General features: G+C 63.3%; 28 protein-coding genes. 18 read left to right on the top strand and 10 right to left on the bottom strand.

The window, feature by feature from the left end; all coding sequences use genetic code 11:
* Positions 1–81 precede the first annotated feature (81 nt).
* From U0004_RS16570 to U0004_RS16590, 5 genes are all read left to right on the top strand, one after another.
* Positions 82–1,755 (top strand): DUF6138 family protein, encoded by a 1,674-nt coding sequence (locus U0004_RS16570; RefSeq protein WP_070259434.1) that lies wholly within the window; start codon positions 82–84, stop codon positions 1,753–1,755.
* A gap of 111 nt (positions 1,756–1,866) precedes the next feature.
* Positions 1,867–2,553, top strand: a complete 687-nt coding sequence (locus tag U0004_RS16575) for a hypothetical protein (protein ID WP_070259428.1) — start codon at positions 1,867–1,869, stop codon at positions 2,551–2,553.
* A gap of 25 nt (positions 2,554–2,578) precedes the next feature.
* Positions 2,579–2,911: a hypothetical protein gene (locus U0004_RS16580; protein ID WP_070259426.1), complete on the top strand. Its 333-nt coding sequence runs from the start codon at positions 2,579–2,581 to the stop codon at positions 2,909–2,911.
* Positions 2,912–3,081: 170 nt separating this feature from the next.
* Positions 3,082–3,663 carry a hypothetical protein gene (locus U0004_RS16585; RefSeq protein ID WP_139144264.1) on the top strand — a complete coding sequence of 194 codons (582 nt, stop codon included), beginning with the start codon at positions 3,082–3,084 and terminating at the stop codon, positions 3,661–3,663.
* Between the two features lie 88 nt (positions 3,664–3,751).
* Positions 3,752–4,615 (top strand): alpha/beta hydrolase, encoded by an 864-nt coding sequence (locus U0004_RS16590; RefSeq protein ID WP_081345852.1) that lies wholly within the window; start codon positions 3,752–3,754, stop codon positions 4,613–4,615.
* A 9-nt stretch (positions 4,616–4,624) separates the two neighbouring features.
* On the opposite strand, the gene U0004_RS16595 is transcribed toward U0004_RS16590, so the two are convergent.
* Complete coding sequence (locus tag U0004_RS16595; RefSeq protein WP_070259422.1) at positions 4,625–5,518, bottom strand: LysR substrate-binding domain-containing protein; 894 nt, start codon at positions 5,516–5,518, stop codon at positions 4,625–4,627.
* Positions 5,519–5,690: 172 nt separating this feature from the next.
* Here U0004_RS16595 and U0004_RS16600 point away from each other — a divergent pair, with 172 nt between their 5' ends.
* The 7 genes from U0004_RS16600 to U0004_RS16630 all read left to right on the top strand — a co-directional run bounded on the left by U0004_RS16600 (position 5,691) and on the right by U0004_RS16630 (position 9,241).
* Positions 5,691–6,311 (top strand): LysE family translocator, encoded by a 621-nt coding sequence (locus U0004_RS16600; protein ID WP_070259420.1) that lies wholly within the window; start codon positions 5,691–5,693, stop codon positions 6,309–6,311.
* A 76-nt stretch (positions 6,312–6,387) separates the two neighbouring features.
* Positions 6,388–7,242 carry an undecaprenyl-diphosphate phosphatase gene (locus tag U0004_RS16605; RefSeq protein ID WP_070259418.1) on the top strand — a complete coding sequence of 285 codons (855 nt, stop codon included), beginning with the start codon at positions 6,388–6,390 and terminating at the stop codon, positions 7,240–7,242.
* A 54-nt stretch (positions 7,243–7,296) separates the two neighbouring features.
* Entirely contained in the window at positions 7,297–7,869 is a 573-nt protein-coding gene (gene mntP, locus U0004_RS16610; protein ID WP_034785905.1) for a manganese efflux pump MntP, read from the top strand.
* 127 nt (positions 7,870–7,996) lie between these two features.
* Positions 7,997–8,203 (top strand): DUF2158 domain-containing protein, encoded by a 207-nt coding sequence (locus U0004_RS16615; RefSeq protein WP_070259411.1) that lies wholly within the window; start codon positions 7,997–7,999, stop codon positions 8,201–8,203.
* A gap of 76 nt (positions 8,204–8,279) precedes the next feature.
* On the top strand, positions 8,280–8,486 hold the full coding sequence (locus tag U0004_RS16620) for a hypothetical protein (protein ID WP_070259409.1): 207 nt from the start codon (positions 8,280–8,282) through the stop codon (positions 8,484–8,486).
* The gene (locus U0004_RS16625; protein ID WP_139144263.1) at positions 8,483–8,923 is read left to right on the top strand and encodes a hypothetical protein; all 441 of its coding nucleotides are present in this window, start codon (positions 8,483–8,485) and stop codon (positions 8,921–8,923) included. Before U0004_RS16620 ends, U0004_RS16625 begins: the two co-directional genes overlap by 4 nt.
* A gap of 72 nt (positions 8,924–8,995) precedes the next feature.
* Positions 8,996–9,241 (top strand): hypothetical protein, encoded by a 246-nt coding sequence (locus tag U0004_RS16630; protein WP_070259405.1) that lies wholly within the window; start codon positions 8,996–8,998, stop codon positions 9,239–9,241.
* 7 nt (positions 9,242–9,248) lie between these two features.
* Here the strand turns inward: U0004_RS16630 and U0004_RS16635 are convergent, their stop codons facing one another.
* Positions 9,249–9,470, bottom strand: a complete 222-nt coding sequence (locus U0004_RS16635; protein ID WP_070259404.1) for a hypothetical protein — start codon at positions 9,468–9,470, stop codon at positions 9,249–9,251.
* Positions 9,471–9,614: 144 nt separating this feature from the next.
* Between U0004_RS16635 and U0004_RS16640 the strand changes: the two genes are divergently transcribed.
* Positions 9,615–10,331 (top strand): SOS response-associated peptidase, encoded by a 717-nt coding sequence (locus U0004_RS16640; RefSeq protein WP_071653737.1) that lies wholly within the window; start codon positions 9,615–9,617, stop codon positions 10,329–10,331.
* Here the strand turns inward: U0004_RS16640 and U0004_RS16645 are convergent.
* From U0004_RS16645 to queE, 8 genes are all read right to left on the bottom strand, one after another.
* Positions 10,328–11,506 carry a DUF418 domain-containing protein gene (locus U0004_RS16645; RefSeq protein WP_070259400.1) on the bottom strand — a complete coding sequence of 393 codons (1,179 nt, stop codon included), beginning with the start codon at positions 11,504–11,506 and terminating at the stop codon, positions 10,328–10,330. The two genes, U0004_RS16640 and U0004_RS16645, sit on opposite strands and share 4 nt — an antisense overlap.
* A 5-nt stretch (positions 11,507–11,511) precedes the next feature.
* Entirely contained in the window at positions 11,512–12,429 is a 918-nt protein-coding gene (gene ldcA, locus U0004_RS16650; protein WP_115057506.1) for a muramoyltetrapeptide carboxypeptidase, read from the bottom strand.
* A 37-nt stretch (positions 12,430–12,466) separates the two neighbouring features.
* Positions 12,467–13,384 carry an alpha/beta fold hydrolase gene (locus tag U0004_RS16655; RefSeq protein WP_070259397.1) on the bottom strand — a complete coding sequence of 306 codons (918 nt, stop codon included), beginning with the start codon at positions 13,382–13,384 and terminating at the stop codon, positions 12,467–12,469.
* A 163-nt stretch (positions 13,385–13,547) separates the two neighbouring features.
* Positions 13,548–14,705, bottom strand: coding sequence for a hemin-degrading factor (locus U0004_RS16660; RefSeq protein ID WP_070259395.1), 1,158 nt, complete (start codon positions 14,703–14,705; stop codon positions 13,548–13,550).
* A gap of 61 nt (positions 14,706–14,766) precedes the next feature.
* Positions 14,767–17,130, bottom strand: a complete 2,364-nt coding sequence (locus U0004_RS16665; RefSeq protein WP_070259394.1) for a TonB-dependent hemoglobin/transferrin/lactoferrin family receptor — start codon at positions 17,128–17,130, stop codon at positions 14,767–14,769.
* Positions 17,131–17,362: 232 nt separating this feature from the next.
* Positions 17,363–17,872: a tRNA adenosine(34) deaminase TadA gene (tadA, locus tag U0004_RS16670; protein WP_070259392.1), complete on the bottom strand. Its 510-nt coding sequence runs from the start codon at positions 17,870–17,872 to the stop codon at positions 17,363–17,365.
* Positions 17,865–18,311, bottom strand: coding sequence for a 6-carboxytetrahydropterin synthase QueD (gene queD, locus U0004_RS16675; protein WP_070259390.1), 447 nt, complete (start codon positions 18,309–18,311; stop codon positions 17,865–17,867). Before queD ends, tadA begins: the two co-directional genes overlap by 8 nt.
* A gap of 9 nt (positions 18,312–18,320) precedes the next feature.
* Positions 18,321–18,956, bottom strand: coding sequence for a 7-carboxy-7-deazaguanine synthase (gene queE, locus U0004_RS16680; RefSeq protein WP_034785949.1), 636 nt, complete (start codon positions 18,954–18,956; stop codon positions 18,321–18,323).
* A 286-nt stretch (positions 18,957–19,242) separates the two neighbouring features.
* Here queE and U0004_RS16685 point away from each other — a divergent pair, with 286 nt between their 5' ends.
* The 5 genes from U0004_RS16685 to U0004_RS16705 all read left to right on the top strand — a co-directional run bounded on the left by U0004_RS16685 (position 19,243) and on the right by U0004_RS16705 (position 24,875).
* Positions 19,243–20,148: a sensor histidine kinase gene (locus tag U0004_RS16685; protein WP_070259388.1), complete on the top strand. Its 906-nt coding sequence runs from the start codon at positions 19,243–19,245 to the stop codon at positions 20,146–20,148.
* A gap of 88 nt (positions 20,149–20,236) precedes the next feature.
* Positions 20,237–21,229 (top strand): sensor domain-containing diguanylate cyclase, encoded by a 993-nt coding sequence (locus U0004_RS16690; protein ID WP_070259386.1) that lies wholly within the window; start codon positions 20,237–20,239, stop codon positions 21,227–21,229.
* Between the two features lie 71 nt (positions 21,230–21,300).
* Positions 21,301–21,588: a type II toxin-antitoxin system Phd/YefM family antitoxin gene (locus U0004_RS16695; RefSeq protein WP_070259495.1), complete on the top strand. Its 288-nt coding sequence runs from the start codon at positions 21,301–21,303 to the stop codon at positions 21,586–21,588.
* A 1-nt stretch (position 21,589) separates the two neighbouring features.
* Complete coding sequence (locus U0004_RS16700) at positions 21,590–21,922, top strand: type II toxin-antitoxin system RelE/ParE family toxin (protein WP_070259384.1); 333 nt, start codon at positions 21,590–21,592, stop codon at positions 21,920–21,922.
* A gap of 76 nt (positions 21,923–21,998) precedes the next feature.
* Positions 21,999–24,875, top strand: a complete 2,877-nt coding sequence (locus tag U0004_RS16705; protein ID WP_115057507.1) for a M16 family metallopeptidase — start codon at positions 21,999–22,001, stop codon at positions 24,873–24,875.
* The last annotated feature ends 14 nt before the right edge of the window (positions 24,876–24,889 follow it).

Genomic DNA, 24,889 nt, shown 5'->3' on the forward strand with positions numbered 1-24,889 from the left:
GGCCTGACCACCTAAAATAGTGCTTTATATTAAACATGATCGTGACGGCAACAAGCACTAATGTCACGCACAAGGAAGTCAATGAGCACACTTGTAGAAGAACAGGCAACGACGGAAATGATGGCGACCGTAGAGGCGTGGTTTGTCGAGCGCCTGAAGCGCACCGACCTGGAAAGTGCCGTGAATCGGACCACCTTGCAGATGGGCATCTTCAGTGAATTATTGCTCGACTACAAACCCGGACGCACCACGGCCGACGATTTCCAGCTGACTAATGCCGATGAGTTCGCACCGAGGACACGATCGGGCCTCGATGAAGCCGTCGTGCGCGACAGCATCGCGCCCCAGCTGGTTGCCATGGTGCAAGCGAAGCTGGAAACACTGGCCGACACGGCCCTGATCGACTACCGCTTCAGCTTTCGCGGCAAATTCCAGACGGCACAAGGCATGCTGCACCTGGACCTGCTCGACTACGTCAACGCAGGCAAGCGCCTAGTCTTGCTCGAGCACATACACGGCTACGTCACGCAAAAACTCGAGCGCGGCAGCCGGCCGACGAAAAAGCTGGAAACTTTCTTCCTGGCGCGCCACCTGCTCGATCCGCGCCTGTTTCCACAGCCCGATATCGCCTGGACCCTCGCACAATTCGAGCGCATCGAGCAGCTCAACAAATCACGCCCGCAAGCGCTGGCAGAACATCGCAGCGATATCATCCAGGCCGTGTCGGCCTGGGCGGAAAAGCAGTTCCTGCCGCAGTTCTATGATGTGCAGCAATCAGCCTACCGCAGCACGGAATACACCCTGAAGCCGGGCGCGGCGCCCGATGCGCAGGCGCGGCAAGCGATCGACCTGCTGCTGTATGGCGCCGTGATGATATTGCGCCACGAACCGAGCTACGCCAAATCCAGGGGCCTCGAATTCCTGGAAAGCGCGCGCGAACTGGGCAGCGAACGGGCCGTGCGCATGCTCAAGGAAGGCAGCGGCACCTTCCCCGACGGCGATATCCACGTAAAAAATGCGCTGCTGGAATGCCGCGCCAACGATGTGTTTGCCACGATCAACATCACCATCGCCCGGGAAGAAGAAGGCGCGTATGGGCAGGCGCTGGCCTTCATCACGCATTTGCTGCAAAACGGTTTTCCGAAAAGCTACCAGATCAAGCTCAAATCCAAGGTCAAGGCCTACCTGCCGGTCAAGGGACTGGCGAAATCCGATACGCACCGCTTCTTTGCCAATACCCTCGCCTGGCCCGCCCTGCAGCCGCAGCTGGAAGCGTATGCGCGCGCAGCCATCGAGCAATTCGAATTCTATGCCGACACGGAAGGCGAAAAGAATTGCATGCCCGGCAGCTATGCCGTGTTTGGGCTGGGCTTGCTCGACTCTCGCTATTTCCCCCTGGTGCAGCACTACATGGCCAATGTCGACGAGGAGCACCAGTCCGTGCAGGATCAGTTCACGACGGCCTTCGCCGAACAGCATGGCGTGACGACGGAGTCCGTTCCCGTGCTGGCGGCGTGCCTGCGCGCGTGCACGGATAACGCAAAGGTGAAAATCCAGGCGGAACTGGAGGATGTGGAGAAACTGGAGCTGTTCTGCCAGCAACTGCAAGGGCTGGAAGGCTATCTGGTGGAACACATGCTGTATCCCGTCTGGGGCAAGCTGGAAAAACTGGCGGCCCTGGCGCGCAAGGCGCAAGGCCGGCGCAAGGAGCTGCTGCTGGCCTTGCTTGAAGCGGCCAGCAAGACGGCCGCCTGAGGTGGACAACGTTGCGTGCGCAACGTTATGACTTTCACCATATATAATGCGGGCGCCGAAATTGCCACAAGGCATCTTTTGGCGCCTGACATTGAATCGTGGAGAAAATACATGCACCAAACACAACAAACATCGCGCATCGCCGTGCTCGCGACCGCCTTTGCCGCCACCATGGCGCTGGCCCAGCCCGCCATCGCCGCCGACGCCGTGGAACTGGCCCCGCTCGATGCGGCCAACCTGTACATCAAGACCATCATCAACCAGGATGAAGCCAGCGTCGCCAAGCTCAACGCCTACCTGCGCCCCACGCGCCTGGCCGGCCACCAGAGCGCCGAATACGCGTCGTACAGCGACATGAAGGAAGCGGACGCCAAGTTTCCAACGGAAACGGGCAAGCTGATCGCCGACCTGTTCCCCGCAACCATGCGCGCGGCCGTGACCCCGGCAGCCGAACTGCTGGCCGCCAATGTCATCGCCGCCAAGAAGGGCGCCGCCTGCCAGGCCACCAAGGCGGACCCGGTGACGGTGGAAAACGGCATACAGACGGCGGCCGTCAGCTTCGAATGCCAGGTCGTCAAGGTACCGCTGGCATGGGCACCTGCCGCCCAGCAACTGGCGAAGAGCGGCTGCAAGGTCGAGCAATGCAAGGCTGGCCTGCAAAAGATCGCTGCGACCTACACCAGCTCGTCGAAACAGGCGTGGCGCGCCGTATTTGCCGTCAGCCGCGAAAAGAACTCGGAAGCCTGGCGCAACGATTTCGCGCGCGAAACCTTCGATGAAATCTGGGAATACTTGTAATCCTTCACGGATTGATAAACTGCCGATGGATAAGCCCAAACTGACACCAGTCGCCCAGCCCGCAGGCCGGGCATTGCTGCACCTGCTCGCCCCTGAGCATGTGGAGGTCACGCTGGGCGCGCAAGTGCTGGCGCTGGATCTACCCGCCCTGCACGGCAAGCAATTGCTGGCGCTGCTGCGCCGGCTGCGTGCCGCGCAATCCAACCAGCAGGATTATGCTGGCGCCAGCGTCGAGCAAGCCGAACAGCTGTTTGGCGCCGCCATCGCCGCCGTCAAGACGGAGCTGGCCACGCGCCCGCACATCCCCAACAAGCTGGAAGCGAAGGCCTTGCGCCAGGCGGCGGCAAAAAAGCGTTAATCGAGGCGCAAGCCGGCCGCCAGCACTGCCATCCCGTGCGCGCTGGCATGCCGGCGCCCTTCTATAATGGGAAGCTCTCTTGTTTCCGCTATTGAAAGACGCCCATGCCCACACGATTTTCCCGCCACGTATTGAACTGCGCTATTCTTGCTTTCTCAGGCTTGGCCGCCATGCAGGCGGCCCAAGCCCAACCTCAGCCGACAGGCCCCATCGACGCGCGCGCCGTGTGGCAGGAACGCTCGCTGTCGGCTTGCCGCAGCGAACAATCGACCACCGCGCCCGACGTGTGCCTGCTGCGCACCATGCAGCGCTCCGGTGCCCGCCCGCAAGCCATCGCCGCCGCCAGGATGCTGGTGAAAGCGAACAATGCCGGCTTCATTTCCGCCTGGCGTCCGCTGGGCAAGGCGGCCCTGGCCACCGTCACCTATCCGTTTCGCGCCAACACGAATGAAGGCACCTTGCTGATCGGCAGCGATGGCGCGGCCATCGATGTCGACGAGAACTCCATGCGCGAGGAAGACCGCGCCACGCCGGCCTGGCGCGCGTTTGCCGCCGCCCATCCAGACTCTGTGCCGTTTGCGCCCGCCGACTTCGTCGGCAGCACGGCCACCAGCGATGGCGGCCAGAGCGTGCTGTTTTCCACGCCGCTGATCACCTGCCACGCCTGCGCCGAGGATGGCGCCCTGCTGGTTGCCTACACGATCGACAAGGCGGGAATCGTGCGCGAGCGCAAGCTATTGACGATCAAGTAATGCTGCACCAAAGATAAGATAGAATTGCTTGATGGCATGTCTATACGAGTACATGCCATCGATCCAAACTTACTTATTACAGGAAAACATGCGCCGCTCTTGCCTTGCACTACACCTCACCGCCGCCCTGCTGCTGTCCAGCCCCTTCCACCTCGCCACTGCCGCGCCCGCCGCTACCGCTACCTCCAGCGCGGCCGCGCCGCTCGTCATCGGCGAAAGTTTCAGCATCGATTCGACGGCGCTGCAGGAAAAACGCCACATCAATGTGTACATGGCGCGCGCCTGGGATACGCCGCCCGACGCACCGCTGCCCGTGCTGTACATGCCGGACGGCGGCGTGGCCGAAGACTTTTTGCACGTGGCCGGCTTGCTGCAAGTGTCAGTAGCGAATGGCACCATGCGCCCCTTCATGCTGGTCGGCATGCAAAACACGCAGCGCCGGCGCGATTTGACGGGCCCGACCGGGAATGCGGAAGACCGCAAGATCGCCCCCGTGGTGGGCGGCGCGTCCGCCTACCGGACCTTCATCCGCGATGAGCTGATGCCGGAAATCAAGCGCCGCTACCGCACGACGGGCGAAACGGCCATCGTCGGCGAATCGCTGGGGGGCCTGTTCGTGGTGGAAACGTATCTGCTGGAACCGCAGCTGTTCGACCATTACCTGGCCTTCGACCCCAGCCTGTGGTGGAATCATGGCGCCCTGCCGCGCCAGGCGGCAGCCCTGCTGGCGAAAGGCGCGCCAGGCAAGCACAGCCTGTACCTGGCGTCCAGCAGCGAAGCGGGCATCGCCATCGAAGTGCAGCGCCTGGTCGACGTGCTGCAAAAACAGGCGCCGCCCGGCTTGCAATGGCACCTGGAAAAGATGCCGGAAGAAACACATGGCACGATCTATCACCCGGCAGCCCTGAAAGCATTTCGCAGCGTCTTCAAGCCGGCCACGCCGCCGCAATAAGGGGGACGGCTACGGCGCCGGCAGCGCCTGCCCCATCTGCTCGCGCAGCCAGCGCAGCAAGGTGGTGCGGCGCGCATCGCCATCGAATGGCAGCGGCGACAGCAGGAAATATGCGCTGCCGTCGCGCCGGAACCCGAAGGGCGCGACCAGGCGTCCGCTGTCGAGGTCTTCGCGCGCCATGAAGACAGAGCCGATGGCCACGCCGAGGCCGGCGCAAGCCGCTTGCAGGCTCAGATAGAAGTGCTCGTAAGTCTGGCTATCGCCCTGGCCGCCGCCGTCAGCGTCGGCGTCCTTGGCGGCGGCGCGCCAGTGGGCCCAGGCAGCCGGGCGCGACGCCGTGTGCAGCAGGCGCTGCGCGGACAGGTCCCGCCGGCCTTGCCCCAGCAGGGCCGGCGCGCACACGGGCGCAATCCATTCATCGCACACCTTTTCCGCATGCAAGCCCGCATCCCACAGAAAATCGTTGCGGCGCAGCGCCACGTCCACCGCGTCGCGCTGGAACGCCACCGGCCCGCCCGAGGCGAACAGGTGCAGCGGCACCTCGGGATGCCGCTGGTAAAAGTCGCCGAGGCGCGGTATCAGCCACTTCATCGCGATCGTCGGCTCGCACGACACCACCAGCGGCCCCTGGCGCACCGGCTGGCGCACGGCTTCGAGGGCAGCGTCGAGCCGCTCGAATGCTTGCTGGACGGCATCGCGCAGCTGCGCGCCCGCAGGCAGGAGGAACACGCCGCGGTTGCGGCGTTCGAACAGGGGCGTGCCCAGCGACGTTTCCAGCAGGCGGATTTGCCGGCTGACGGCCCCGTGCGTGACGTGCAGCTCCGCGGCCGCCTGGACGAAACTGCCCAGCCTCGCCGCAGCCTCGAAGAACCGCAAGGTGCCGAGCGCCGCCTGCCTAGTCATGATCTGTCACTTTTTCTCACACATATCCGCAAGATATCATCGTTTTTCATGGAAGGCCATTATAGGGATAATTTGTCTTCCGGCAGCCCGCATGCGCGCCGCTCCCTTGCCGCACAGGCGAGAAATAGTCACCGATGGCCGTGCGGGCGCCACCACTGTCCAAGGAAGACACATGATTGCATTGCTTGCCGTTGCCCTGATTACCCTGCTCGCATCCATCGTCCCCGGCCCCGATTTCGCGATGGTCACACGCAACAGCTATCTGCATGGCCGCCGTGCCGGCCTGCTGGCCGCGCTTGGCATCGCGCTGGGCGTGCAAGTGCACGTGTTCTATACGATGTTTGGCGTAGCGCTGCTCATCGCCGGTTCGCCTGCGCTATTTACGGCGATCAAGCTGGCTGGCGCCCTCTACCTGGCCGTGATCGGCTGGAAAACCTGGGCCAACCGCGCCGGACTCGTCATCGACCTGCATGGCGGCGCCAGCGTGCCACGGCGTCAAATCTTGCTCAACGGCTTTCTGACCAATGCCCTGAACCCGAAAACGACCCTGTTTGTCATCAGCACCTATACCCAGGTGGTGCAGCCCGGCACGTCATTGACAGTCCAGTTCGGCTACGGGCTGTGCATGTCCGGCATCCACCTGGCATGGTTCGCGCTGGTGGCCGTCTTTTTCTCGCAAGCGCGCTTTCGCATGCGCATGGTCAGCCACCAGCGGACAATCGACCGGCTGATCGGCGCGGTCCTGATGGCGCTGGGCGTCGCGCTCGCCTGCGCCAACATGGACAAACTGTAATCTGGCGCGGGACGTGCCCGCCACATCTGGCGGGTAAAATCGGCGGCCCTGCTTTTCCCGCCTGAGTCAGATACCCATGAGCTTCTTGCAATTATTAATCCTTTCCATCGTCCAGGGCTTCGCCGAGCTGCTGCCCGTCTCCAGCTCCGCCCACGTCATCATGGCGGAAAAATGGATGGGGCTGGACCCGACGTCGCCGGAGCTGACCATGCTGCTGGTGATGCTGCATACGGGCACCATGTTCGCCGTCATCGTGTATTTCTGGCAATCCTGGCGCGCCACGTACTTCAGCTCCGCCACCGCCTTCCGCCGCAATGTCCTGCTGCTGGCGGCCGCCACGGCCCTGACGGGCATCGTCGGATTTGGCTTGCTGAAAGGCATTACACACGTCATGAGCAAGGATGCGCCCGGTTTTGAAATCGAGCACCTGTTCGGCAACGCGAAGCTGATGGCCGCCGCGCTGGCCGCCGCCGGCGTGCTGATCATTGTGTCGTCGCGCCAGCAAGCGCGCCAGCATGGCACCTTGTCCATCGGCAAGGCGATGGCGATCGGCGCCGTGCAGGGCCTGTGCCTGCCTTTCCGGGGCTTTTCCCGCTCGGGCGCCACCATTTCCGCCGGCATCGCCATGGGCGTGCCGCAGCGCCGCGCCGAGGAATTCAGCTTTGCCCTGGCCGTCGTGCTGACGCCGGCCGTGCTGGCCAAGGAAGGCTGGCGCTTCTACCAGGCCGTGGCAAATGGCAGCCTCGATCATCTGCAACACGGCAACAGCCTGCTGCACCTGCTCGGCCCCAGCCTGCTGGGCATGCTGCTGTCGTTCCTGGCAGGCTTGCTGGCCTTGCGCTGGCTGTCGCGCTGGCTGGAACAGGGCCGCTGGCATTTCTTTGGCGCGTATTGCCTGGCCGCCTCCATGGTCGTGTTGTACGTAGGGTAAAATCGCCGGGTTTACAGCTATACACATCCCAGCCAGTTTTACTGAAAGCCAACGATGAATTTCGCCGCCACCGCCGCCCTCTCGCTTGCCATGTCCACCGATGCCTTCGCGGCGGCCGTGGGCAAGGGCGCCGCCCTGCACAAGCCGCAATGGCGCGAGGCGCTGCGCACGGGCCTGATCTTTGGCGTCATCGAAGCCATCACGCCCATCATCGGCTGGGCCCTGGGCAGCGTGGCCGCGCCGTACGTGGAAGCATGGGACCACTGGATCGCCTTCAGCCTGCTGGGTATCATCGGCTTGCTGATGATACGCAATGCCCTCAGCGATAGCGATGAGGAAGAAGCGCCAGCCCAGTCGCACTCGTTCTGGGTGCTGGCCGTCACCGGCCTGGCCACCAGCATCGACGCCATGGTGGTGGGTGCGGGCTTGGCCTTGCTGGGTGCCAACATCGTCGTGACGGCCGCCGCCATCGGTTTTTCCACCTTCGTCATGGTGACGCTGGGCGTGATGCTGGGCCGCGTGCTGGGCACGGTAGCGGGCCGGCGCGCCGAACTGGTGGGCGGCCTGGTGCTGATCGTCATCGGCTGCGTGATCCTGTACGAGCATATCGGCCATCCGGCAGCCTGAGCCCCGGCACGCCGGCCCCGCCTTCCTTCTCGATAGCCGCGGACGGCCTGCCAGGCGGGCGCGCCGCGCACCGTTGCTGGCGTATGATGACGGGAATCAACTTGGCTCCTGCACCCTGAAAGCAGCGATGATGCAATCGACTAAGCAATTCAAGGAAGGCGATACCGTACGCGTCAAATGTGGCGGTCCGGCAATGACGGTACTGTGCGTCGATGGCGATTACTTCACGGACGAAGAAAACCGTACGGCTGTCTTTTGCGTGTACGAAAAAGAACAGTTCCTGTTCGAGCAAGCCTATCCCGAGTGTGCGCTCGACATCCTCCGCGACGCCTGACGGCAAGCGGCGCAGCCGGCGCCCCGCTTTGTGCTACATTCAATGTTCTGCATTCCTGTCTAGCAAGGTGACCATCATGGAAACTCTTGAGCTGCTTTTTGCCTCGCTGGTGCGCGAAACGGCCGAATCGATACGCGACCACCACGTTCCTTTTGCCATCAAACACGACGAGCGCGCCTATTTCGAGTGGATGGATGGGCATCCGATCAATGGCTATATCCAGGAAGCGTATCGGGAGATCGAGGAAACAGCCCAGCAGATCCGCGCCATTCGCGCTGGATGATGACGCTTGCGGCAAACGTCGATACGGTCGTTAAGCTATGCAGTGAACGTATTGACTTAGATCAAACACTCAGCTGTTCCAATCGAATTGAGAGCCCAAAGCCGGGACAATCAGGTCTGGAGGCGGGAGACATGGATCAGGAACAAAAACACCAGATCAGGGGCTATGAATTTCATGTTGCGGGGGCGCTGGAGAAGGATGGGCGTTACCGGGGCATGATTTTGATTAGCAAGCGTGGCGATACGCAGCAGGTGTACGCCAAGCCCGTGCTGATTGAAACGCCAAGCAGTTTCAAGTCCGTGCATGCGGCCTTGATCGAGGCATCGGCGTATGCCCAGGAACTCATCTATAACGGCGCCATCAAGGCACTGCTGCCGGCCGATGCGCCGCTCGCAGGAAAAGAGGCGCCGCAGCCGCCGGATTTCGTCGGCAATTGACGCTGGCAAGCCGATCCGGGCACCTTGAGGACGCGTATAATGACGCGCTTTCCCGGATGAAAACTCAACACCATGGAATTTGTGAATTTACCGCTGGTCTTCCTGGTCGGCTGCGCGCTGATCGCTTTGCTGGCCAAGAAAAATGGCTATTCGTGGTACCTGTTTTTCTTCGCGATTGCCGTGCCCGCGCCCCTGTTGCTGCTGGCCTTGCCACATGTACTGGGCGTGGAGACCGCTTCCCTGACCTCCGTACGGCTGGGCGCCGCCCTGCTGCTCCCGCTCGCTGGCCTGCTGCTGGCCCTGCGGGGCAAGCGCTAAGGCCGTTTCAGCGTGCCGGCAGCCCATCGGCCAGACGCCAGCCTATCGACAGGGCCAGTTGCTGCGCCTCTTTTTCGTTGCTGCAATCGTCGTAATCGCAGGTGTCCGCATACGCACCGCATGCCTGGTTCTGGCTGACGTACGAGCCGACCCAGCGCCCATCGCGGCGCTGGCTGGCCGTGGCGCTGATAATAAAACCTTTGTGGGTAGTGGGATTTTCAAACGACATAATTCCTCCGGTGCAAGAAGCGTCAGGAAGCTGACTGGTCTCCACTGTGCGCCACCTGCCGCCCGCAGTCTGTACGTTTGACCACACACAGAAAGCACGCGCGCGCCTGCCTCGCGGCGCCGGGCAATCGGGTATGATTTCAGCATGTGTGGACGACTCGATCAAAATGACACGGCGCCCGTGCTGGCGTCATCCTTCGGCTGGACCGACGCGGTGTTCGACAGCGAGGCCGAGCCGCACCTGAACGTGTCGCCCGGCACTTACCGGCCCGTGCTGCATATCCAGGATGGCGTCCACAGGGTCGATGACGTCTTCTGGGGCTACCGCCCCGCCTGGGCCGCGCAAGCCGTGCCCGCCCCCGGCAAGAAAAAAATCCCCATCGCCATCAATGCCCGCCTGGAAAAACTCGCTGGCGCCTACTGGAAGCCCTTGCTGCGCGCGGGACGCGGTATCGTCAGCGTTTCCGGCTGGTATGAATGGACGGGAGAGAAAGGCAGCAAGCAACCGTGGCACATCCACCGCAAGGACCGCGCGCCCCTGTTCCTGCTGGCGCTGGCCCAGTTCGGGCCGTACAAGCATAACCGCGAGGAAGCGGGCTTCGTGCTGGTGACGGCCGACAGCATGGGCGGCATGGTCGATATCCACGACCGCCGCCCTGTCGTCGTCAGCCTGGAAGACGCGCACCGCTGGCTCGACCCCGCCCTGACGCCCGAGCAGGCGCTGCATTTGGCGCGCACCTGCATGCTGGATGTAGAACTGTTCGAATGGCATGCCGTCGATAATCCGCTGGTGCCGTCTGCCAAGCCCAAGCCGCCACCACCGGCTGCGGCGCAGAGCGCGTTTGACTGGGGAACGGATTAAGGCAATCGCGCCAGCCGTCGCCACAGCGCTTCCATCGGTCCCTGGCGGAACGTCCGCAGCCAGTAGCGGCTCAGCAGCACCTGCCCCGCCATGATGACTACCGCCAGGCCCAGCATCTCGGCCGGACGCAGTGTCGCACCCCAGCCCAGACCCGGCCCCTGCAGCAGCCAGGTGCCGATCAAGGATTGCAGCAGATAATTGCTCAGCGCCATGCGGCCCACGGGCGCCAGCCATGCGCCCAGCCAGCGCAGCATGAAAGGACCGGACAGCATCAGCGCGGCCACATAGCCGGCCGCCAGCACGGGGCCGCCGGCAAACAGGCCCACTTCGAACAGGGCCGTGTCAAACACGGTTTGATACGGATCGGCCACTTGCCACGCGACGGCGCCCGCCGCCAGCAGGTTGAACGGCAAGCCCAGGCCCAGCCCCACGGCGCGCACCCGGCGCCACAGGCGCTGGTGGCGCTGCGGCTGCGTCAGCCAGCCACAACGCACGGACAAGATGCCCAGCAAGAACAACACGATGATATGCGGCAGCATGACGGCGGCGTACAGCAAGGAGACGAGGAAATCGTTGGCGCGCAGCTTGGCGACGGCCCACGCACCGCCTTGCGTGTAGATGGCGTAACGCTGCGCAAAACTGTGCAGGTCGCGCGCGATGTCCGGTGCGCCGCCCTGCTGGCCCACGGGAATGAGCAGGCACATGAACAGCAAAAAACCGGCCGCCACCAGCCAGGCGCGGTTGCGCACGCGGCTGAGCCGGGCTGATGCCAGGGGCAGGATCAGCATGCCGGCGATGGCATACGAGGTCAGCACGTCGCCGCTCCAGATGAGGAAACCGTGCAGCAGGCCGAAGGCCAGCAGCCAGCGCAGCCGGCGCCGATAAGCCGCTCGCGCCTGCTCCCAGCTGCCCAGTTGGCGTTGCAAGGAACGTGTCTGCAAGGCAAAGCCGGCGCCAAACAGAAACGCGAAGATGGGATAGAACTTGAATTGCGCCAGCGCCGCCACCAAAAAAATGACGAGCTGGTCCAGCACGGGCGGCTGCGCCGGCAAGGTGCCATAGCGCAAGGAAATCGTGCCCCAGGCAAAGCCCCATATATTCACCAGCAAGATGCCGAACACGGCAAGGCCGCGCAGCACATCGAGCTGCAGCAACCTGCCGGGCCTGGCGGACATGGAGTTCAGGGGCGCGCCAGGGTGGGGTAATCGGTCACCCGCAGGCTGAAGCCGGACGCATCCGATTGCAGGCTCGCCTGGCCGCCGAACGGCAAGGTGACCCGGCGGCGGATGTGGCCAAACTCGAGCCCCGTCAGCACGGGCACGGGCAGGCGCTGGCGCACGTAGGCCAGCATGGCGTCGAAATCGTAGCCGTTATCCATGGGACTGAGTTTATACGCGGAAAAATCGCCGAGCACCACGGCTTGCTGGCGGCCAATCACGCCCGCGTGCAGCAGTTGCAGCAGCATGCGTTCGACCCGGTACGGGTGTTCGTTGACGTCTTCCAGGAACAGGATGCCGCCGTCGATTTCCGGGAAATATGGCGTACCGAGCAGATGCACGAGCATGGCCAGGTTGCCGCCCCACAGCTTGCCTTTCAGCTCGACCTGCGGATTGCCCGTTGCCGTACCCGTGACCGTGTGCGTGGGGCCGGCCAGGCACGACCACAGCTGATCGAGCGTAAATTGCTCGGGCTCGTCGCGGATGAAATCGTCGCAGATCATGGGGCCGGCAAAGCTGGCGCGGCCCGTTCTCGCCATCAAGCCCATGTGGAAGGCCGTAAAATCGCTGTAGCCGACAAACAGCTTGCGGCTGTCCGCCATGAGGCCGAAATCGATGTCGGGCAGGATGCGGCTGATGCCGTAGCTGCCGCGCAAGGCGATCACCACCTGCACGGCAGGGTCGGCCGCGGCGGCATGGAGCTGCGCCAGGCGGCCCGCATCCGTGCCGCCGAAGCGCTGGAATCTATGTTCGTGATCGTAGTAATTGTGGACGGTGGCGCCTTGCGCCTGCAAGCGGGCGATACCGCGTGCCAAGGCCGCCTCGTCGGGCGCATAACCGCCCGGCGCGACGATGGCGATGCCAATCTCAGGTGTCTTCAAAATATGCCCGGCTAGTCAAGGGGTGGGCGCGCCTGGCTCAAGCTGGCTGGGAGCGCATCTGGGGCGCCATCTTACCTTGCAGATGCACATCGATCAAGGCAAGCAGGCGCTCGATCAGCTGGGGCGGCATGTCGTGCCCCATGCCTTCGATGACTTCCAGCCGGGCGCCCGGGATCAGCGCCGCCGTATCGATGCCGCAGGCGACGGGAATCAGGGGGTCGGCCGCGCCATGGATCACCAGCGCCGGACAGCTGATGCTCGGCAACAAGGCCGTGCGCTCGCCCGATGCGGCGATGGCCACCATTTGCCGCGCCACGCCTTCCGGGCAACTGCCCCGCTGCAGCGCCGCCTCGATGCGCTGGTACAGCAGTTTTTCCGAGACGGGATAGGCGGGACTGCCGATGACGCGCACGGTGGCGGCCATGTGCGCCATCAGTTCGGCGCGGCTGGCGTTGCGTTTCGGGCGTTGCAATAGAGCGTTGCGCGCGGCCCGCGTGGGGCCGGGCAAGCCGCGCCGACCGCTGCTCGACATGATGGACGTCAAACTGAGCACCTGCTGCGGCGCGCGCGCCGCCATCACTTGCGCGATCATGCCGCCCATCGACACGCCGATCACATGCGCCTGGGCAATGCGCAGGGCCGCCAGCAAGCCCAGCGCGTCTTCGGCCATGTCATTCAAGGTGTAGGAAGTTTTCAGGGGCCAGCCGACCAGGTTTTTCACATAGGCCAGCGGCAGATAGGGTTTGCCCGCCAGCGCCATCTTGCTAGACAGGCCGCTGTCGCGGTTGTCGAAACGCAAGACGCGAAACCCTTGCTCGACGATGCCTTCGACGAAGTCCGCCGGCCAGGCAATCAATTGCATGCCCAGGCCCATGACCAGCAGCACGCACGGATCGTTGGGGTCGCCGTGGCTCTCATAAGCTATGTTCAGGCCGTTCGCCATGATGGTTGCCATGATTGCCTCTCTTCCAGGAACCAGCACGCAGGCACGATCGCTGCGGCCTTGTAATCAGCATACCACTATTGTGCTTCAGACATGAGACCGGCACGCGGCACTCAGCTGAAGTGTTGCCGCGCCGGTACGGTGCGCGGCAACGGTGACGAATCAACGGTGCTGCTTACTTGGCTTTAGGCAAGGAATCGGCCAGGTCGACCCAGCTTTGCGGCTGCGGTTTGCCCCGTTCGCGCACGCCGAAGAAGGAGACCACTTGCGTGCCGTCCTTGTCGAAGAACTCGACGGAAGTGACGCCGCCGCGCTTGACGACCCAGCCGCTGCGCAGGGCCGTGTCGCGGATGTGCAGGTTGAAGTCCGGGTCCAGCACGTTGAAGAAGCCGCCGGCGGCCATGGTTTTCTCGATCTTGCCGCTGTAGATCTGCGTCAAGCCTTCATTGCCCAGGAACACCATGATGGCGACCTTGTCCTTTGCCGCGTTTTCCAGCAGAGTGCGCAGCGCTTCGGGCGTCACGCGCTCGACCACGCCGGCCGGTGCCAGGCGCAGGGCCTGTTCGCGCGACAGGTGGAATTCACGCATGATTTGCGCAAACTGGTGCACGTCCGTCATGTCTTTCCAGGCCAGCTGGAATTCCTTGACATCGATCTCGGCATCCGGCTTTTCCGCCGCCTTCGGCGCCACGGCCAGCACGTTCAATTCCGCGCTTTGCTGCGGCAGGCGGAAGTTTGCCACCAGCTTGTCGTACACGGCCACGCCCGGCTCGTTGCGCAGGTAAATCTTGTGCACGGCCGTGCCGTTGGCGTCAAAAAACTGCAGGCTGCGCGTCGGCTTGCCATCGCGGCCGGCCTGTTCCACGGCAAATGCGTATTTCCAGTTTTCAAAGTGGAAACGCAGATCGATCTGGCCGCCCAGGTAGCCGCCAGCGATATTGCGCTGGCGCGCTTCCGTTTCCGGATCCTGCTTGGCGTCAGCCTGTTCCGACTTGTCGCCCGCCTGCTTGAATTTGCTGGCAACGCCCGTCGTTTCGATCACGCCATTTTCATTGCGCGTGATGGCTTGCACGATGCCCAGGTCCAGCGCGGCGCGCATGATTTCGCGCGGCTGGTTGCCGTCGGCCTGCAGGCGCGTCACGCCCTTGCCGATATTGGTTGCCAGCAATTGCGCTTCGGACACGCCCAGCGCGCGCGCCGCGTCGCGGATCTGCAGCTTCGGCTGCTCCGTGCGCAAGGTGGACCAGCGTTCCGCCAAAGTGGCTGGGGCCGCATATGCGTTTGCAATCAGCAGGCTGCCTAGCAGGGATAGAACGAGTTTGGATAACTTCATAGAGAGACCATTCAATCAAACATGGAAAAAAAGAGGGGCAAGTACCCCTCCCCGGTAAAAATCAATAGTTGATGCTGAGGCTGGCGGCGACGTTGCGGCCCGGCTTGGCGTAGCGCTCGATCTCCGCGCGGCTGGCCACCGTGGTGCCGGCGGACAGGCTGCGCGCAGCGGCGTAATCCCAGTACTTGCGGTCCGTCAAGTTGTACACGCCGACGATGATCTTGGCGTTCTTGTGCACGTTCCAGTAGGTCGACAGGTCGAAGATGGTGTACGACGGCACCTTGAAACGCGGCGCGGTCGTGCCCATCAACAGGTCGTTCGGCGCCTGTTTCTCGCCTGCATGCAGGGCCGTCAGTTCCAGGCCGAACAGCTGGTTCGCATGGTCGTAGCCGAAGGTCAGCGCCGTCTTGGGCGGCGCCACCGAGGCCAGGCCGCCGCTCTGGCCCGTCTGGGTATTGAAGGAGCGTCCCTTGGCCCCGCCCGTGGCCAGGTCGACGCGGTAGCCCTGCATGGCAGGCGACCAGGCACCCAGCTCCGCGCGCAAGCTCAGCTCGCCGCCCCAGGTGCGGGCATCGCCGATGTTTTCCGGACGGAACAGACCCTGCACGATGGTGGGGAAATTGACCGGATCGTCTTCCTGCGCCACATACTCGATCATGTTTTTGTATTCCGTCTGGTAGACGGAGGCGTGCATGCTCAAGCCCTTGACGATGTCGCCCTTCAAGCCCAGCTCGTAGGCCTGGCTGGTTTCCTTGCGCAGATTCGCATTGCCCAGCACGGCATAACCGGTGCCCGTGCCCGTATAGCTGAAGGAATCATAGGTGCCCGTGCGCTCGGCCGCCGTCGGCAGGCGCGTGCCGCGCGTCACGGTGGCATAGGCATTCATTTGCGGCAGCACTTCCACTGACAGGCTCAGGCTCGGCGTGAAATAGGTATCGCTTTCCTTGCGCACTTCCTTGGCGGCATTGGGCACGGCGATCACATAGTTTTGCAGGTTTTTCGGTTCCAGCTTGCGGTAGTCGGCGCGCAGGCCCGGCGTCAGCACGGCTTTCTTGCCGCCCAGGTGAAAACTGAGGTCGTCGCGCACGTACAGGGCCAGCTTGGTGGCATCCATGTCGGCCATGCGGTTCTTGTGCGTGATCTGGTGCACGCCCGTGGCGATGATGGTGCGGTCTTCCACCCATGGACGGCGCGATTTGCTCTGCTCCAGCTGCACCCCGTACAGCAGCGCATTGTCGGCATTGACTTGCTTGAACGCTTCCGACGTCAGGCCGATGCTGTCATTTTTGAAGCTGGTGTCGATGGTACGCTGCGACGGGCTGCCGAAGGTGTAGCGGCCTTGCGTCTGGTCATCGATTTTCGCATTCTGCAGATACACCTTCGACGTCAGGCGGTCGAACAGGGCGAAGTCTTTCAGTGCCACATCGTGGCCCAGGCTGACGCGCGTGCGCTTGGTGGTGGAATCCTGCTGCACGCCCGTCGGATAATACGTGCTGACCTTGTTGCGCAGATCGCGCTTGTTCTTGCGCTCGAACATGTCGACCGTCAAGTCCAGCTTTTGTTCGCCCGGCAAGGCCCACACCAGCTTGGACAGCAAGGCGTTCGAATGCCAGTCGTCCGGATTGACGGGGGCGCTGCCGCGGCTGTCCGTCTGCTCGCCATCGCGGTGCACATACACGGCCAGGCCTTGCAGATTGGCGCCGATCTTGGCGGCACCCGTCAAGGTATGCGCATTGCTGCGGTCGGCCGTGGCGCGGCCGTATTTATACGCCACATAATGGTCCACGCCTGCGCCCAGGTAATCCTCGGGCGACTTGGTGATGAACGCCACGCTGCCACCCAGGCCAGGATTGGCGCCGCTGGCGGCCGTCGTACCCGAATCGATGCGCACCTCGCGGAAAGTTTCAGGATCGAAATAGTCACGCCCCGTGCCGAAGGCGTTCAAGGTGGTGCCGTCCGGCTTCGGTGCCGCATCCGGCAGGGAAATGCCATCCACGTCCAGGCTGACCCGGTTGCCTTCCATGCCGCGGATGTTGTAGCCCGTGTTGCCCGAACCATCCCACACGCTGCCGGCGCCCGATGCCGCCATTGGCGTGCTGATCAGCGGCTGATAGCGCACGATGCCGCCCATGTCCGTCACGCCGCGGCGTTCCAGATCTTCGCTCGTGATGACCGTCTTGGTGCCGGCGCGGCGCTCGTAATCCTGTTTGGCATTGACGACGATTTCCGGGAAGACAGGCAGCTTGGCCGGTTCCTGGGCGGCCGTGCCCGCGTTGATGGCGGCCGTTTGGGCCACGGCAGGCAGCAGCGGCGCTGCAAACAGGCCCAGCAAGGCGGCGCGCAGCACCAGGTTGTGGCGGCGGGCAGGCGGGTGGACTGGGGATACAACGGGCGCAGCGAAGCGCTGCAGAGGCACAGTAGTCATGATGATCCGGTCTAAGAGTAAAGGCTGGCTCTTGAACCCGGATCGATAACGATGCGCAAGGGAAGTTTGCTGGCGAAAACAATACTGTAACACGAATCATTCTCATTTGAGAATGGCGAAGTGGTCTAGACAGATGTTATTTCGCAACAGTTATAAAAATGCCAGCCTCGGTGGCTGGCAGGGAGGGCATGCTGGGCAAGGCCGTGGCGGCCCTGCCCTGTCAGGACTGGTGTCAGGCCTGCGGATTGGCCAGCTTGCGCGCTTCCGCCTGCGCACGGCGGCGCTCGGCAAAGAAGCGCTTGAGGAAAGCGCCGCACTCGTCGGCCAGCACGCCGCCTTCGATGGCCGTCTGGTGGTTCAACGCAGGCTGCTCGAACAGGTTCAGCACGGAACCGCAGGCGCCCGTCTTCGGATCGCCCGCGCCATACACCACGCGCGCCAGGCGCGCATGCAGCATGGCGCCCGAGCACATCACGCACGGCTCCAGGGTCACGTACAGTTCGCAGCCGGGCAAGCGGTAGTTGCCCAGCTTGTCGGCGGCCGCGCGCAAGGCCATGACTTCCGCGTGCGCCGTCGGGTCGTGGCGGCCGATGGGCTGGTTGTAGCCCACGGCGATGACTACCCCATCCTTGACGACGACGGCGCCGACGGGCACTTCGCCCAGGTCCCACGCGTTCTGGGCCTGCTCGAGGGCCAGCCGCATATAGCGCGCATCCTGCGCGCTAGCGTGCGTTTCAGTCATCGGTCACTTCTGCCCAGCAATTCGGCGTTTCATGCAGCACCAGTTTATGCAGGTGCAAGCCCGTGCCGAAATGGTCGGTAAACGCCGCCTTCAGGATCTCGAAGGCGAGGCGCGCCAGGTTTTCCACGGTGGGAATGCGGTCGATGACGACGGTTTTATGGTCGGGCAGGCTGGCCAGGAAGTCGCGCACGGCCGTGTCCTTTTCATAGACGAGGAAGGCGTGGTCCCAGACGTCGACCAGGTGCTGCTTGGCCAGGGTTTTCACGTCGGAAAAATCCATGATCATGCCATTGTCGGAATTGCCTTCCGCTTCGATGACCTTGCCGACCAGGGTGATTTCCACCGTGTAGCGGTGACCGTGCAGGTTGCGGCACTGGCTTTTGTGGTCGGGAATGCGGTGGCCCGCGTCGAATTCGAGCTTGCGTGTGATAGTCAGCATATTATTTGATTAAGGTATTTGCAGGAGTTTATGGGTTTGCAGGCTCAGCTTCCACTTCGGGTTGCTTTTGCACGTCTCGATGGCCAGCTTCATGTTGTGCGCGGCCAGGGGGCCGTCCATCGCTTGCACGAAGAAGTTCTCGAAGTCCAGTTGTTCGTAGGCGGCCAGGTCTTGCTGGAACTGGGGAATGACCACCTTGATTTCATTACCCTTGTGCACCACCAGGGTGGAGCCCATCTTCGGGCTGACGCAGATCCAGTCCACGCCGGCCGGCACGGGCAAGGTGCCGTTGGTTTCGATGGCGATGGTAAAGCCCACCGCATGCATGGCGTCGATCAGGGCCGTGTCCAGTTGCAGCAGCGGTTCGCCGCCCGTAAACACCACGTATTTGCTCGGCGCGTAGCTGGCCGGCCACAGGCTGTCGATCAGCGCGGCCAGTTCCTGCGGCGTCTTGAACTTGCCGCCCAGTTCGCCATCGGTGCCGACGAAGTCCGTGTCGCAGAACTGGCACACGGCCGTGGCGCGGTCGCTTTCGCGGCCCGTCCACAGGTTGCAGCCGGAAAAGCGGCAAAACACGGCTGGACGGCCCGCATGCGCGCCTTCGCCCTGCAGGGTGTAAAAAATCTCTTTGATGCTATAAGTCACTGTATTTCCTAAGAGCTGGCTGGCGTCATCGCGCAGGGCGAACGCATCGAGGCCGGCGCACTGCGCCGTCACCGCAAAAGCCGATTGACAACCCTCTATTATATGCCGCCACGACACTTCCCGTGCAAATGCCGTGCCTGCCACCTGCCGCCGCGGCATCCAGGGGGCAAGAAAGCCACACAGGCAGGCATAACGACGCAGCTTTTGCGTTTAGACAATATAAATAGCCCCAAGTTAATATATTTTCTGTAAGAGCATTGCCTGATGGAAAACATTTTTGGGGAGCATGGACATGCTGCAACGCTGGATACGTCCGCCTTACCGCCTGAGCATTCTGGCCTGCCTGGCGGCCGCTGCACTCGCTTCCCTGCACGCGGGCCATGCCGCCGGGCCGATGCTGCAGACTGGTGCAGCGTCCCCTTCGATGCTGGCCTGCGCCGTCCTGCTCGGTGCGCTGGCGCTGCTGCTGTGGCGCCTGCGCCGCCTGGCGCTGCGCCTGCAGGCGCTGGAACAGCTGCGCGCGGAAGCCGAACAGGCGCGCCTGGCGGGCGAGCAGAACAAGGCGCGCGAACAGGAGCGCCTGCGCATCGGGCGCGACATCCACGACGACCTGGGCCAGCATCTGCTGACCCTGAAAATCGACCTGGCCATGCTGCAGACCAGCACGCATGACGCGGCGCCCTTGCTGGCGCGGCAACTGGCCATGATGGCGCGCAATGTCGACCTGAGCATCGCGGCGCTGCGCTGCGTCATCCACGACCTGCGCCCGCCTGCCCTCGACGCGGGCCTGCAAGCGGCGTGCGACGGCTTGCTGGCGGATTTCAAGCGCACCACGGGCATCGATTGCAGCTGCGATTACCGGCTCGACGCCGCCGCCGGCAGCGCGCATGGCGCCCTGCTCTACCACGCGCTGCAGGAAGCGCTGGCGAACATCGCCCGCCATGCGCGCGCCACGCATGTCCAGCTATGCCTGCAGCAAACGGGTGCCACCCTGGCATGCCGCATCAGCGATGACGGCGTCGGGCTGTCGGGCTCGCCACCGCGCCTCGGTTGCGGCCTGTCCGGCATGCATGAGCGCGTGGCCGCCGCCGGCGGCAGCCTGCACATCGAAAGCCACAGCGGCGCCGGCACCACCTTGCGCGTGTCGCTGCCCCTGCCAGGCTGCCACGATGAGGCGACGCTCCATCGGTGAAAATATTGCTCAATATCAACACCATCGACTCTCCACATTGCATCATGGCCAGCGAGCCAGCCCCATTCACCCCGAGAAGGACGCTTACATGCCGGATAGCCATGCACATGCCAGCGCATCGCCCTGCGATGCAGCCCAGGGTTTCGCCGTCAAGATGATGGAATTGCTGGTGGTGCCCACCTTTGTCCTCGACGCGCATGGCCAGGTGATGATCTGGAACCGCGCCTGCGAGCAATTGACGGGCGTGCCGGCGGCCGAAGTGCTGCGCACGCGCGAACCGGGCCGCTGCTTCTACAACGACGAGCGCCCCACCCTGGCCGACCTGCTGCTGGCCGGGCGCGGCGGCGACATGCGCGCCCTGCACGCGCAACAGCAATACCGCAGCAGCACGGGCAGCAATCTGTGCGCGGAAAACTGGTGCGACATGCCCCGCACGGGACGGCGCCGCTACCTGGCCGTCGATGCCAGCCCCATCTATGGTAATCACGGCGAACTGATCGCCGTCGTCGAAACCCTGCGCGACATGACGGATGAAAAACGCGCGCATGTGGAGCTGGAACGCCTGGCCACGCGCGACGGCCTGACGGGCCTGGCCAACCGGCGCTGCTTCGACGACACCATCCTTGCCGAATGGCAGCGCGCCCAGCGGCAAGGCCAGCCCCTGTCGCTGCTGATGGTCGATGTCGACAATTTCAAGGAATACAACGACAGCCACGGCCACCAGGGCGGCGACCTGTGCCTGCGCAAGGTGGCCGGCGCCGTGGCCAGCGAAATGCGCACGAACGATCTGGTGGCCCGCTATGGCGGCGAGGAATTTGCCGTCATCCTGCCGAACCAGTCGCTCAAGGGCGCGGCCATCGTGGCCGAACGCATCCGCCAGCGCGTGGAGCGGCTGCAACTGCCGCGCAAGCGCGCCGATGGTGCCAGTGCCTGCGTCACCGTCAGCATCGGCGCCGCCACGGCCCTGCCCGGCCCCGGCACGGAACTGGGGCAGCTGATCCACACGGCCGACTGCGCCCTGTACCGCGCCAAGCACCTGGGCCGCAACCGCATCAGCCTGCCGGAAACGACGCTCACGTAGGCAACACGGAAGCACGACCAAATTTGGTGTATATTTGGTCCTATCGTATTTTTTTCGCATTCGGAGCCGCCATGGACCTCAAGGAACGCATCAAGCCGATTTCCTATCTCAAGGCCAATACCACCGAGATCGTCAACAGCTTTGACGCGGGCCAGGACGAGCCCATCATCATCACGCAAAATGGCGAAGCGAAGATGGTCGTGCTGTCCATGCACGCGTATCAGGAAGGCAAGCGGCAAGCGCGGCACATGCAGGAGCAGCATGCATTCATGAAACTGATCGCCATGGGCAACCAGGACATCGCGCGTGGCGACGTGGTGTCCGAAGAAGACTTCCTGGCCAGCCTCGATCAGGACTGACATGGCGCGCATCGTCGTGCTGAAAAGCGCGCAAGCCGATTTCAATGAACTGCGCAGCGACTTCAAGGCGCGCCACACGGCGGCCGCCCATGCCCAGTTCATCGCGGCTTTCCGGCAATTATTTGCCGATCTCAAGACCTTCCCCGACAGCGGCACGCCCATCGAAGCCGCCCGCGAAGTTGGCATGGATGTACGGCAACGCCTGTGCGAAGAAATCCGCGTCGTGTATCACCATGACCGCGCGCACGGCATCGTGTACATCCGTATGTTCCTGCCCACCAAACGCGACTTCCTCGCCCACTTGACGGCGCGCATACTGCGGCCCGACTGTTAGCCCCTATGCAGGGCGGCACGAATATTCTATGCTGCGGCGTTGCACTTTCCACATTCCAAGAAAAGAAGGAGCCCCCGTGTCAAGAATCATGCCCGTTTTATTACCCGCTTTCGCCCTGGCCCTGTCGGCCATGGCTTCGTCGAACCTGGGTGCCGCGCCCGTCAAACCGGCCGCCGCCCACGGCGCTGCCGCCAGCAAGGCCGATTTGCTGCCGTTCAAGGCAACGGAAAAGACCCTGGCCAACGGTTTGAAGATCATCATCGTGCCGACCGGCTTCCCCAACCTGGTTTCGCTGCAGATTCCCGTGCAGACGGGTTCGCGCAATGAAGTCGAGCCGGGCAAGTCCGGCTTTGCCCACTTTTTCGAACACATGATGTTCCGCGGCACCAAGGCTTATCCGCCCGAAAAATACCAGGAAGTCATCACCCGCGCCGGCGCGCGCCAGAATGCGTATACGAGCGACGACCTGACGAATTACCACACGACGTTTGCCAAGCAGGACCTGGAAACCGTGCTGAAGGTGGAGGCGGACCGCTTCCAGCATCTCGACTATGCGGAAGACGCGTTCAAGACGGAATCGCGGGCCGTGCTGGGCGAATACAACAAGAACAGCGCCAATCCCGTCTCGAAACTGTTCGAAGTGATGCGCGACAGCGCCTACACGACACATACCTACAAGCATACGACGATGGGTTTTATCCAGGACATCGAAGACATGCCGAACCAGTACGCGTATTCGAAGGTCTTCTTCGACCGCTGGTACCGTCCCGAGCGCACCACCATCATCATCGCCGGCGACGTGGAACCGCAGCAAGCCATCGCGCTGGTGGAAAAATACTGGAGCGCCTGGCAGCGCGGCAAGCAGCAGGCGGCCGTGCCCGTGGAACCGGCCCCGCGCGGCCCCGTCTACAAGCACGTGGCCTGGCCCACGCCGACCCTGCCGTGGGTCGCCGTGGGCTTCCACGCGCCCGCGTTTTCCGTGAAGGACAAAGACCAGGCCGCATTGGCGACCCTGCTGTCGCTGTCGTTCGGCCGCACCTCGCCGCTGTACAAGCGCCTGGTGCAGAACGAGCAAAAGGTCGACCAATTGTTCGACATGACGCCGGAGCGGGTCGACCCGACCCTGGCCGTGCTCGGCGCGCGCGTGAAAAACATCGATGATGCCGTCTACGTGCGCGACGCCATCCTGGCTACCGTGGCGCAGCTGCGCGATACGCCAGTGAGCGAAAAAGACCTGGCGGATGCCAAGTCGGCGGAAAAATACGGCTTGATCCGCTCGCTGGACAACACGGAGCAGATCGCCGGCACCCTGGCTTCCTTCGTGCATTTCGACCGCTCGTACGCCACCATCAACCAGTACTACCGGCTGATCGATACGCTGACGCCGGCCGACCTGCAGGCGGCCGCGCGCAAATACCTGACGGACGACGGGCTGGTAGTGACGACCCTGTCGCACCAGCCGATGGCGGCCGCCATCGCCACCACGCCGACACTGGCCAGCCTGCTGCCAGCCGCCTCGAACGCGAAGTTCGACGTGCTGGTGCAAAAGTCCGCGCTGCCGCAAATCCGCTACAAGCTGCTGTTTACGGCCGGTTCCGCGCAAGATCCGCAAGGCAAGGAAGGCCTGGCCGCGCTGACGGCAGCCATGGTGGCGTCCGCTGGTTCGTCCGAGCGCAAGATCGACGAAGTCAACCAGGCCCTGTTCCCGCTGGCCGGCAGTTTCAGCCAGCAGACGGACAAGGAAATGACGACGTTTACGGGCTCCATCCACAAGGATAACTGGGCGCAGTTCAACGCCATCGCCCTGCCGCTGCTGCTCTCGCCCGGTTTCCGCGAAGACGACTTCCGCCGCCTGAAGGATGCGCAAAAGAATGCGCTGCTGCTGGACCTGAAGGACAATAACGAAGAGGAATTCGCCAAGGAACGCCTGCAAACCAATGTCTACGCGGGCACGCCGTACGGCCACCCCGTGCTGGGCACGGTCGCCGGCATCGACGCCATCACCCTCGACGATGTGAAACAGTTCTGGAAGAGCGCGTATGCGCAAGGCGCCGTCAAGGTGGGCATTTCCGGCGATGTGTCCGACGTCATGACGGCCTCGCTGACGCAGGCGCTGGCAAGCTTGCCGGCCGGCCCCGGCTTGCCCGCCACCGTGAAACCCGTCGGCCGCAAGGCGCAGGGCCTGGAAGTGGAAATCATCGAGAAGAACACGCGCGCCACGGCGATTTCCTTCGGCTTGCCTTTGGAGGTGACGCGCACGCACCCGGACTTCCCCGCCCTGTGGCTGGCGAAGACGTGGCTGGGCGAGCACCGCGCCTCGAATTCCTACCTGTACCAGCGCATCCGTGAAATCCGCGGCATGAACTATGGCGACTACGCATACATTGAAGCGTTCCCGCGCGGCATGTACCAGTTCTTCCCGAACCCGAACCTGGGCCGCAAGGCGCAGTTGTTTGAAATCTGGATCCGCCCCGTGGCGCCGGACAACGCCCACTTCGCCCTGCGCGTGGCGCTGACGGAATTGGGCAAGCTGGTCGACAACGGCCTGACGCAGGACGATTTCGCCACCACCCGTGATTACCTGATGAAGAACGTCTTCGTCATGACGTCGACACAGGACCAGCAGCTGGGCTATGCGCTCGATTCGCAATGGTATGGCACGCCGGAGTTCACCAAGCTGATGCGTGAGGGCTTGTCGAAACTGACGGTGGCGGACGTCAACCGCGCCATCAAGCAGCACCTGTCGGCGCAGAACCTGTCCGTGGTGATCGTCGCCAAGGATGCGGCCGGCTTGAAGGAAAAGCTCGTCAGCGACGCGTTTTCGCCCATCAAGTACGACGGCAACAAGCCGCAGGCGCTGCTCGATGAAGACAAGGTCATCGGCGCGATGAAGCTGAACATCAAGCCGGCCGCCGTCACCGTCACGCCGGCGGCGCAGGCGTTCGCGAAGTAAGCGTTTTGCCAGAT

It is taken from the genome of Janthinobacterium lividum (genome assembly GCF_034424625.1).
Lineage (GTDB): Bacteria > Pseudomonadota > Gammaproteobacteria > Burkholderiales > Burkholderiaceae_D > Janthinobacterium > Janthinobacterium lividum.

Bases quoted from the DNA above. Each gene is read 5' to 3' on its own strand.
- U0004_RS16570 (WP_070259434.1), top strand. From the start codon at position 82: ATGAGCACACTTGTAGAAGAACAGGCAACGACGGAAATGATGGCGACC.
- U0004_RS16575 (WP_070259428.1), top strand. From the start codon at position 1,867: ATGCACCAAACACAACAAACATCGCGCATCGCCGTGCTCGCGACCGCC.
- U0004_RS16580 (WP_070259426.1), top strand. From the start codon at position 2,579: ATGGATAAGCCCAAACTGACACCAGTCGCCCAGCCCGCAGGCCGGGCA.
- U0004_RS16585 (WP_139144264.1), top strand. From the start codon at position 3,082: ATGCAGGCGGCCCAAGCCCAACCTCAGCCGACAGGCCCCATCGACGCG.
- U0004_RS16590 (WP_081345852.1), top strand. From the start codon at position 3,752: ATGCGCCGCTCTTGCCTTGCACTACACCTCACCGCCGCCCTGCTGCTG.
- U0004_RS16595 (WP_070259422.1), bottom strand. From the start codon at position 5,518: ATGACTAGGCAGGCGGCGCTCGGCACCTTGCGGTTCTTCGAGGCTGCG.
- U0004_RS16600 (WP_070259420.1), top strand. From the start codon at position 5,691: ATGATTGCATTGCTTGCCGTTGCCCTGATTACCCTGCTCGCATCCATC.
- U0004_RS16605 (WP_070259418.1), top strand. From the start codon at position 6,388: ATGAGCTTCTTGCAATTATTAATCCTTTCCATCGTCCAGGGCTTCGCC.
- mntP (WP_034785905.1), top strand. From the start codon at position 7,297: ATGAATTTCGCCGCCACCGCCGCCCTCTCGCTTGCCATGTCCACCGAT.
- U0004_RS16615 (WP_070259411.1), top strand. From the start codon at position 7,997: ATGATGCAATCGACTAAGCAATTCAAGGAAGGCGATACCGTACGCGTC.
- U0004_RS16620 (WP_070259409.1), top strand. From the start codon at position 8,280: ATGGAAACTCTTGAGCTGCTTTTTGCCTCGCTGGTGCGCGAAACGGCC.
- U0004_RS16625 (WP_139144263.1), top strand. From the start codon at position 8,483: ATGATGACGCTTGCGGCAAACGTCGATACGGTCGTTAAGCTATGCAGT.
- U0004_RS16630 (WP_070259405.1), top strand. From the start codon at position 8,996: ATGGAATTTGTGAATTTACCGCTGGTCTTCCTGGTCGGCTGCGCGCTG.
- U0004_RS16635 (WP_070259404.1), bottom strand. From the start codon at position 9,470: ATGTCGTTTGAAAATCCCACTACCCACAAAGGTTTTATTATCAGCGCC.
- U0004_RS16640 (WP_071653737.1), top strand. From the start codon at position 9,615: ATGTGTGGACGACTCGATCAAAATGACACGGCGCCCGTGCTGGCGTCA.
- U0004_RS16645 (WP_070259400.1), bottom strand. From the start codon at position 11,506: ATGTCCGCCAGGCCCGGCAGGTTGCTGCAGCTCGATGTGCTGCGCGGC.
- U0004_RS16655 (WP_070259397.1), bottom strand. From the start codon at position 13,384: ATGGCAACCATCATGGCGAACGGCCTGAACATAGCTTATGAGAGCCAC.
- U0004_RS16660 (WP_070259395.1), bottom strand. From the start codon at position 14,705: ATGAAGTTATCCAAACTCGTTCTATCCCTGCTAGGCAGCCTGCTGATT.
- U0004_RS16665 (WP_070259394.1), bottom strand. From the start codon at position 17,130: ATGACTACTGTGCCTCTGCAGCGCTTCGCTGCGCCCGTTGTATCCCCA.
- tadA (WP_070259392.1), bottom strand. From the start codon at position 17,872: ATGACTGAAACGCACGCTAGCGCGCAGGATGCGCGCTATATGCGGCTG.
- queD (WP_070259390.1), bottom strand. From the start codon at position 18,311: ATGCTGACTATCACACGCAAGCTCGAATTCGACGCGGGCCACCGCATT.
- U0004_RS16685 (WP_070259388.1), top strand. From the start codon at position 19,243: ATGGACATGCTGCAACGCTGGATACGTCCGCCTTACCGCCTGAGCATT.
- U0004_RS16690 (WP_070259386.1), top strand. From the start codon at position 20,237: ATGCCGGATAGCCATGCACATGCCAGCGCATCGCCCTGCGATGCAGCC.
- U0004_RS16695 (WP_070259495.1), top strand. From the start codon at position 21,301: ATGGACCTCAAGGAACGCATCAAGCCGATTTCCTATCTCAAGGCCAAT.
- U0004_RS16700 (WP_070259384.1), top strand. From the start codon at position 21,590: ATGGCGCGCATCGTCGTGCTGAAAAGCGCGCAAGCCGATTTCAATGAA.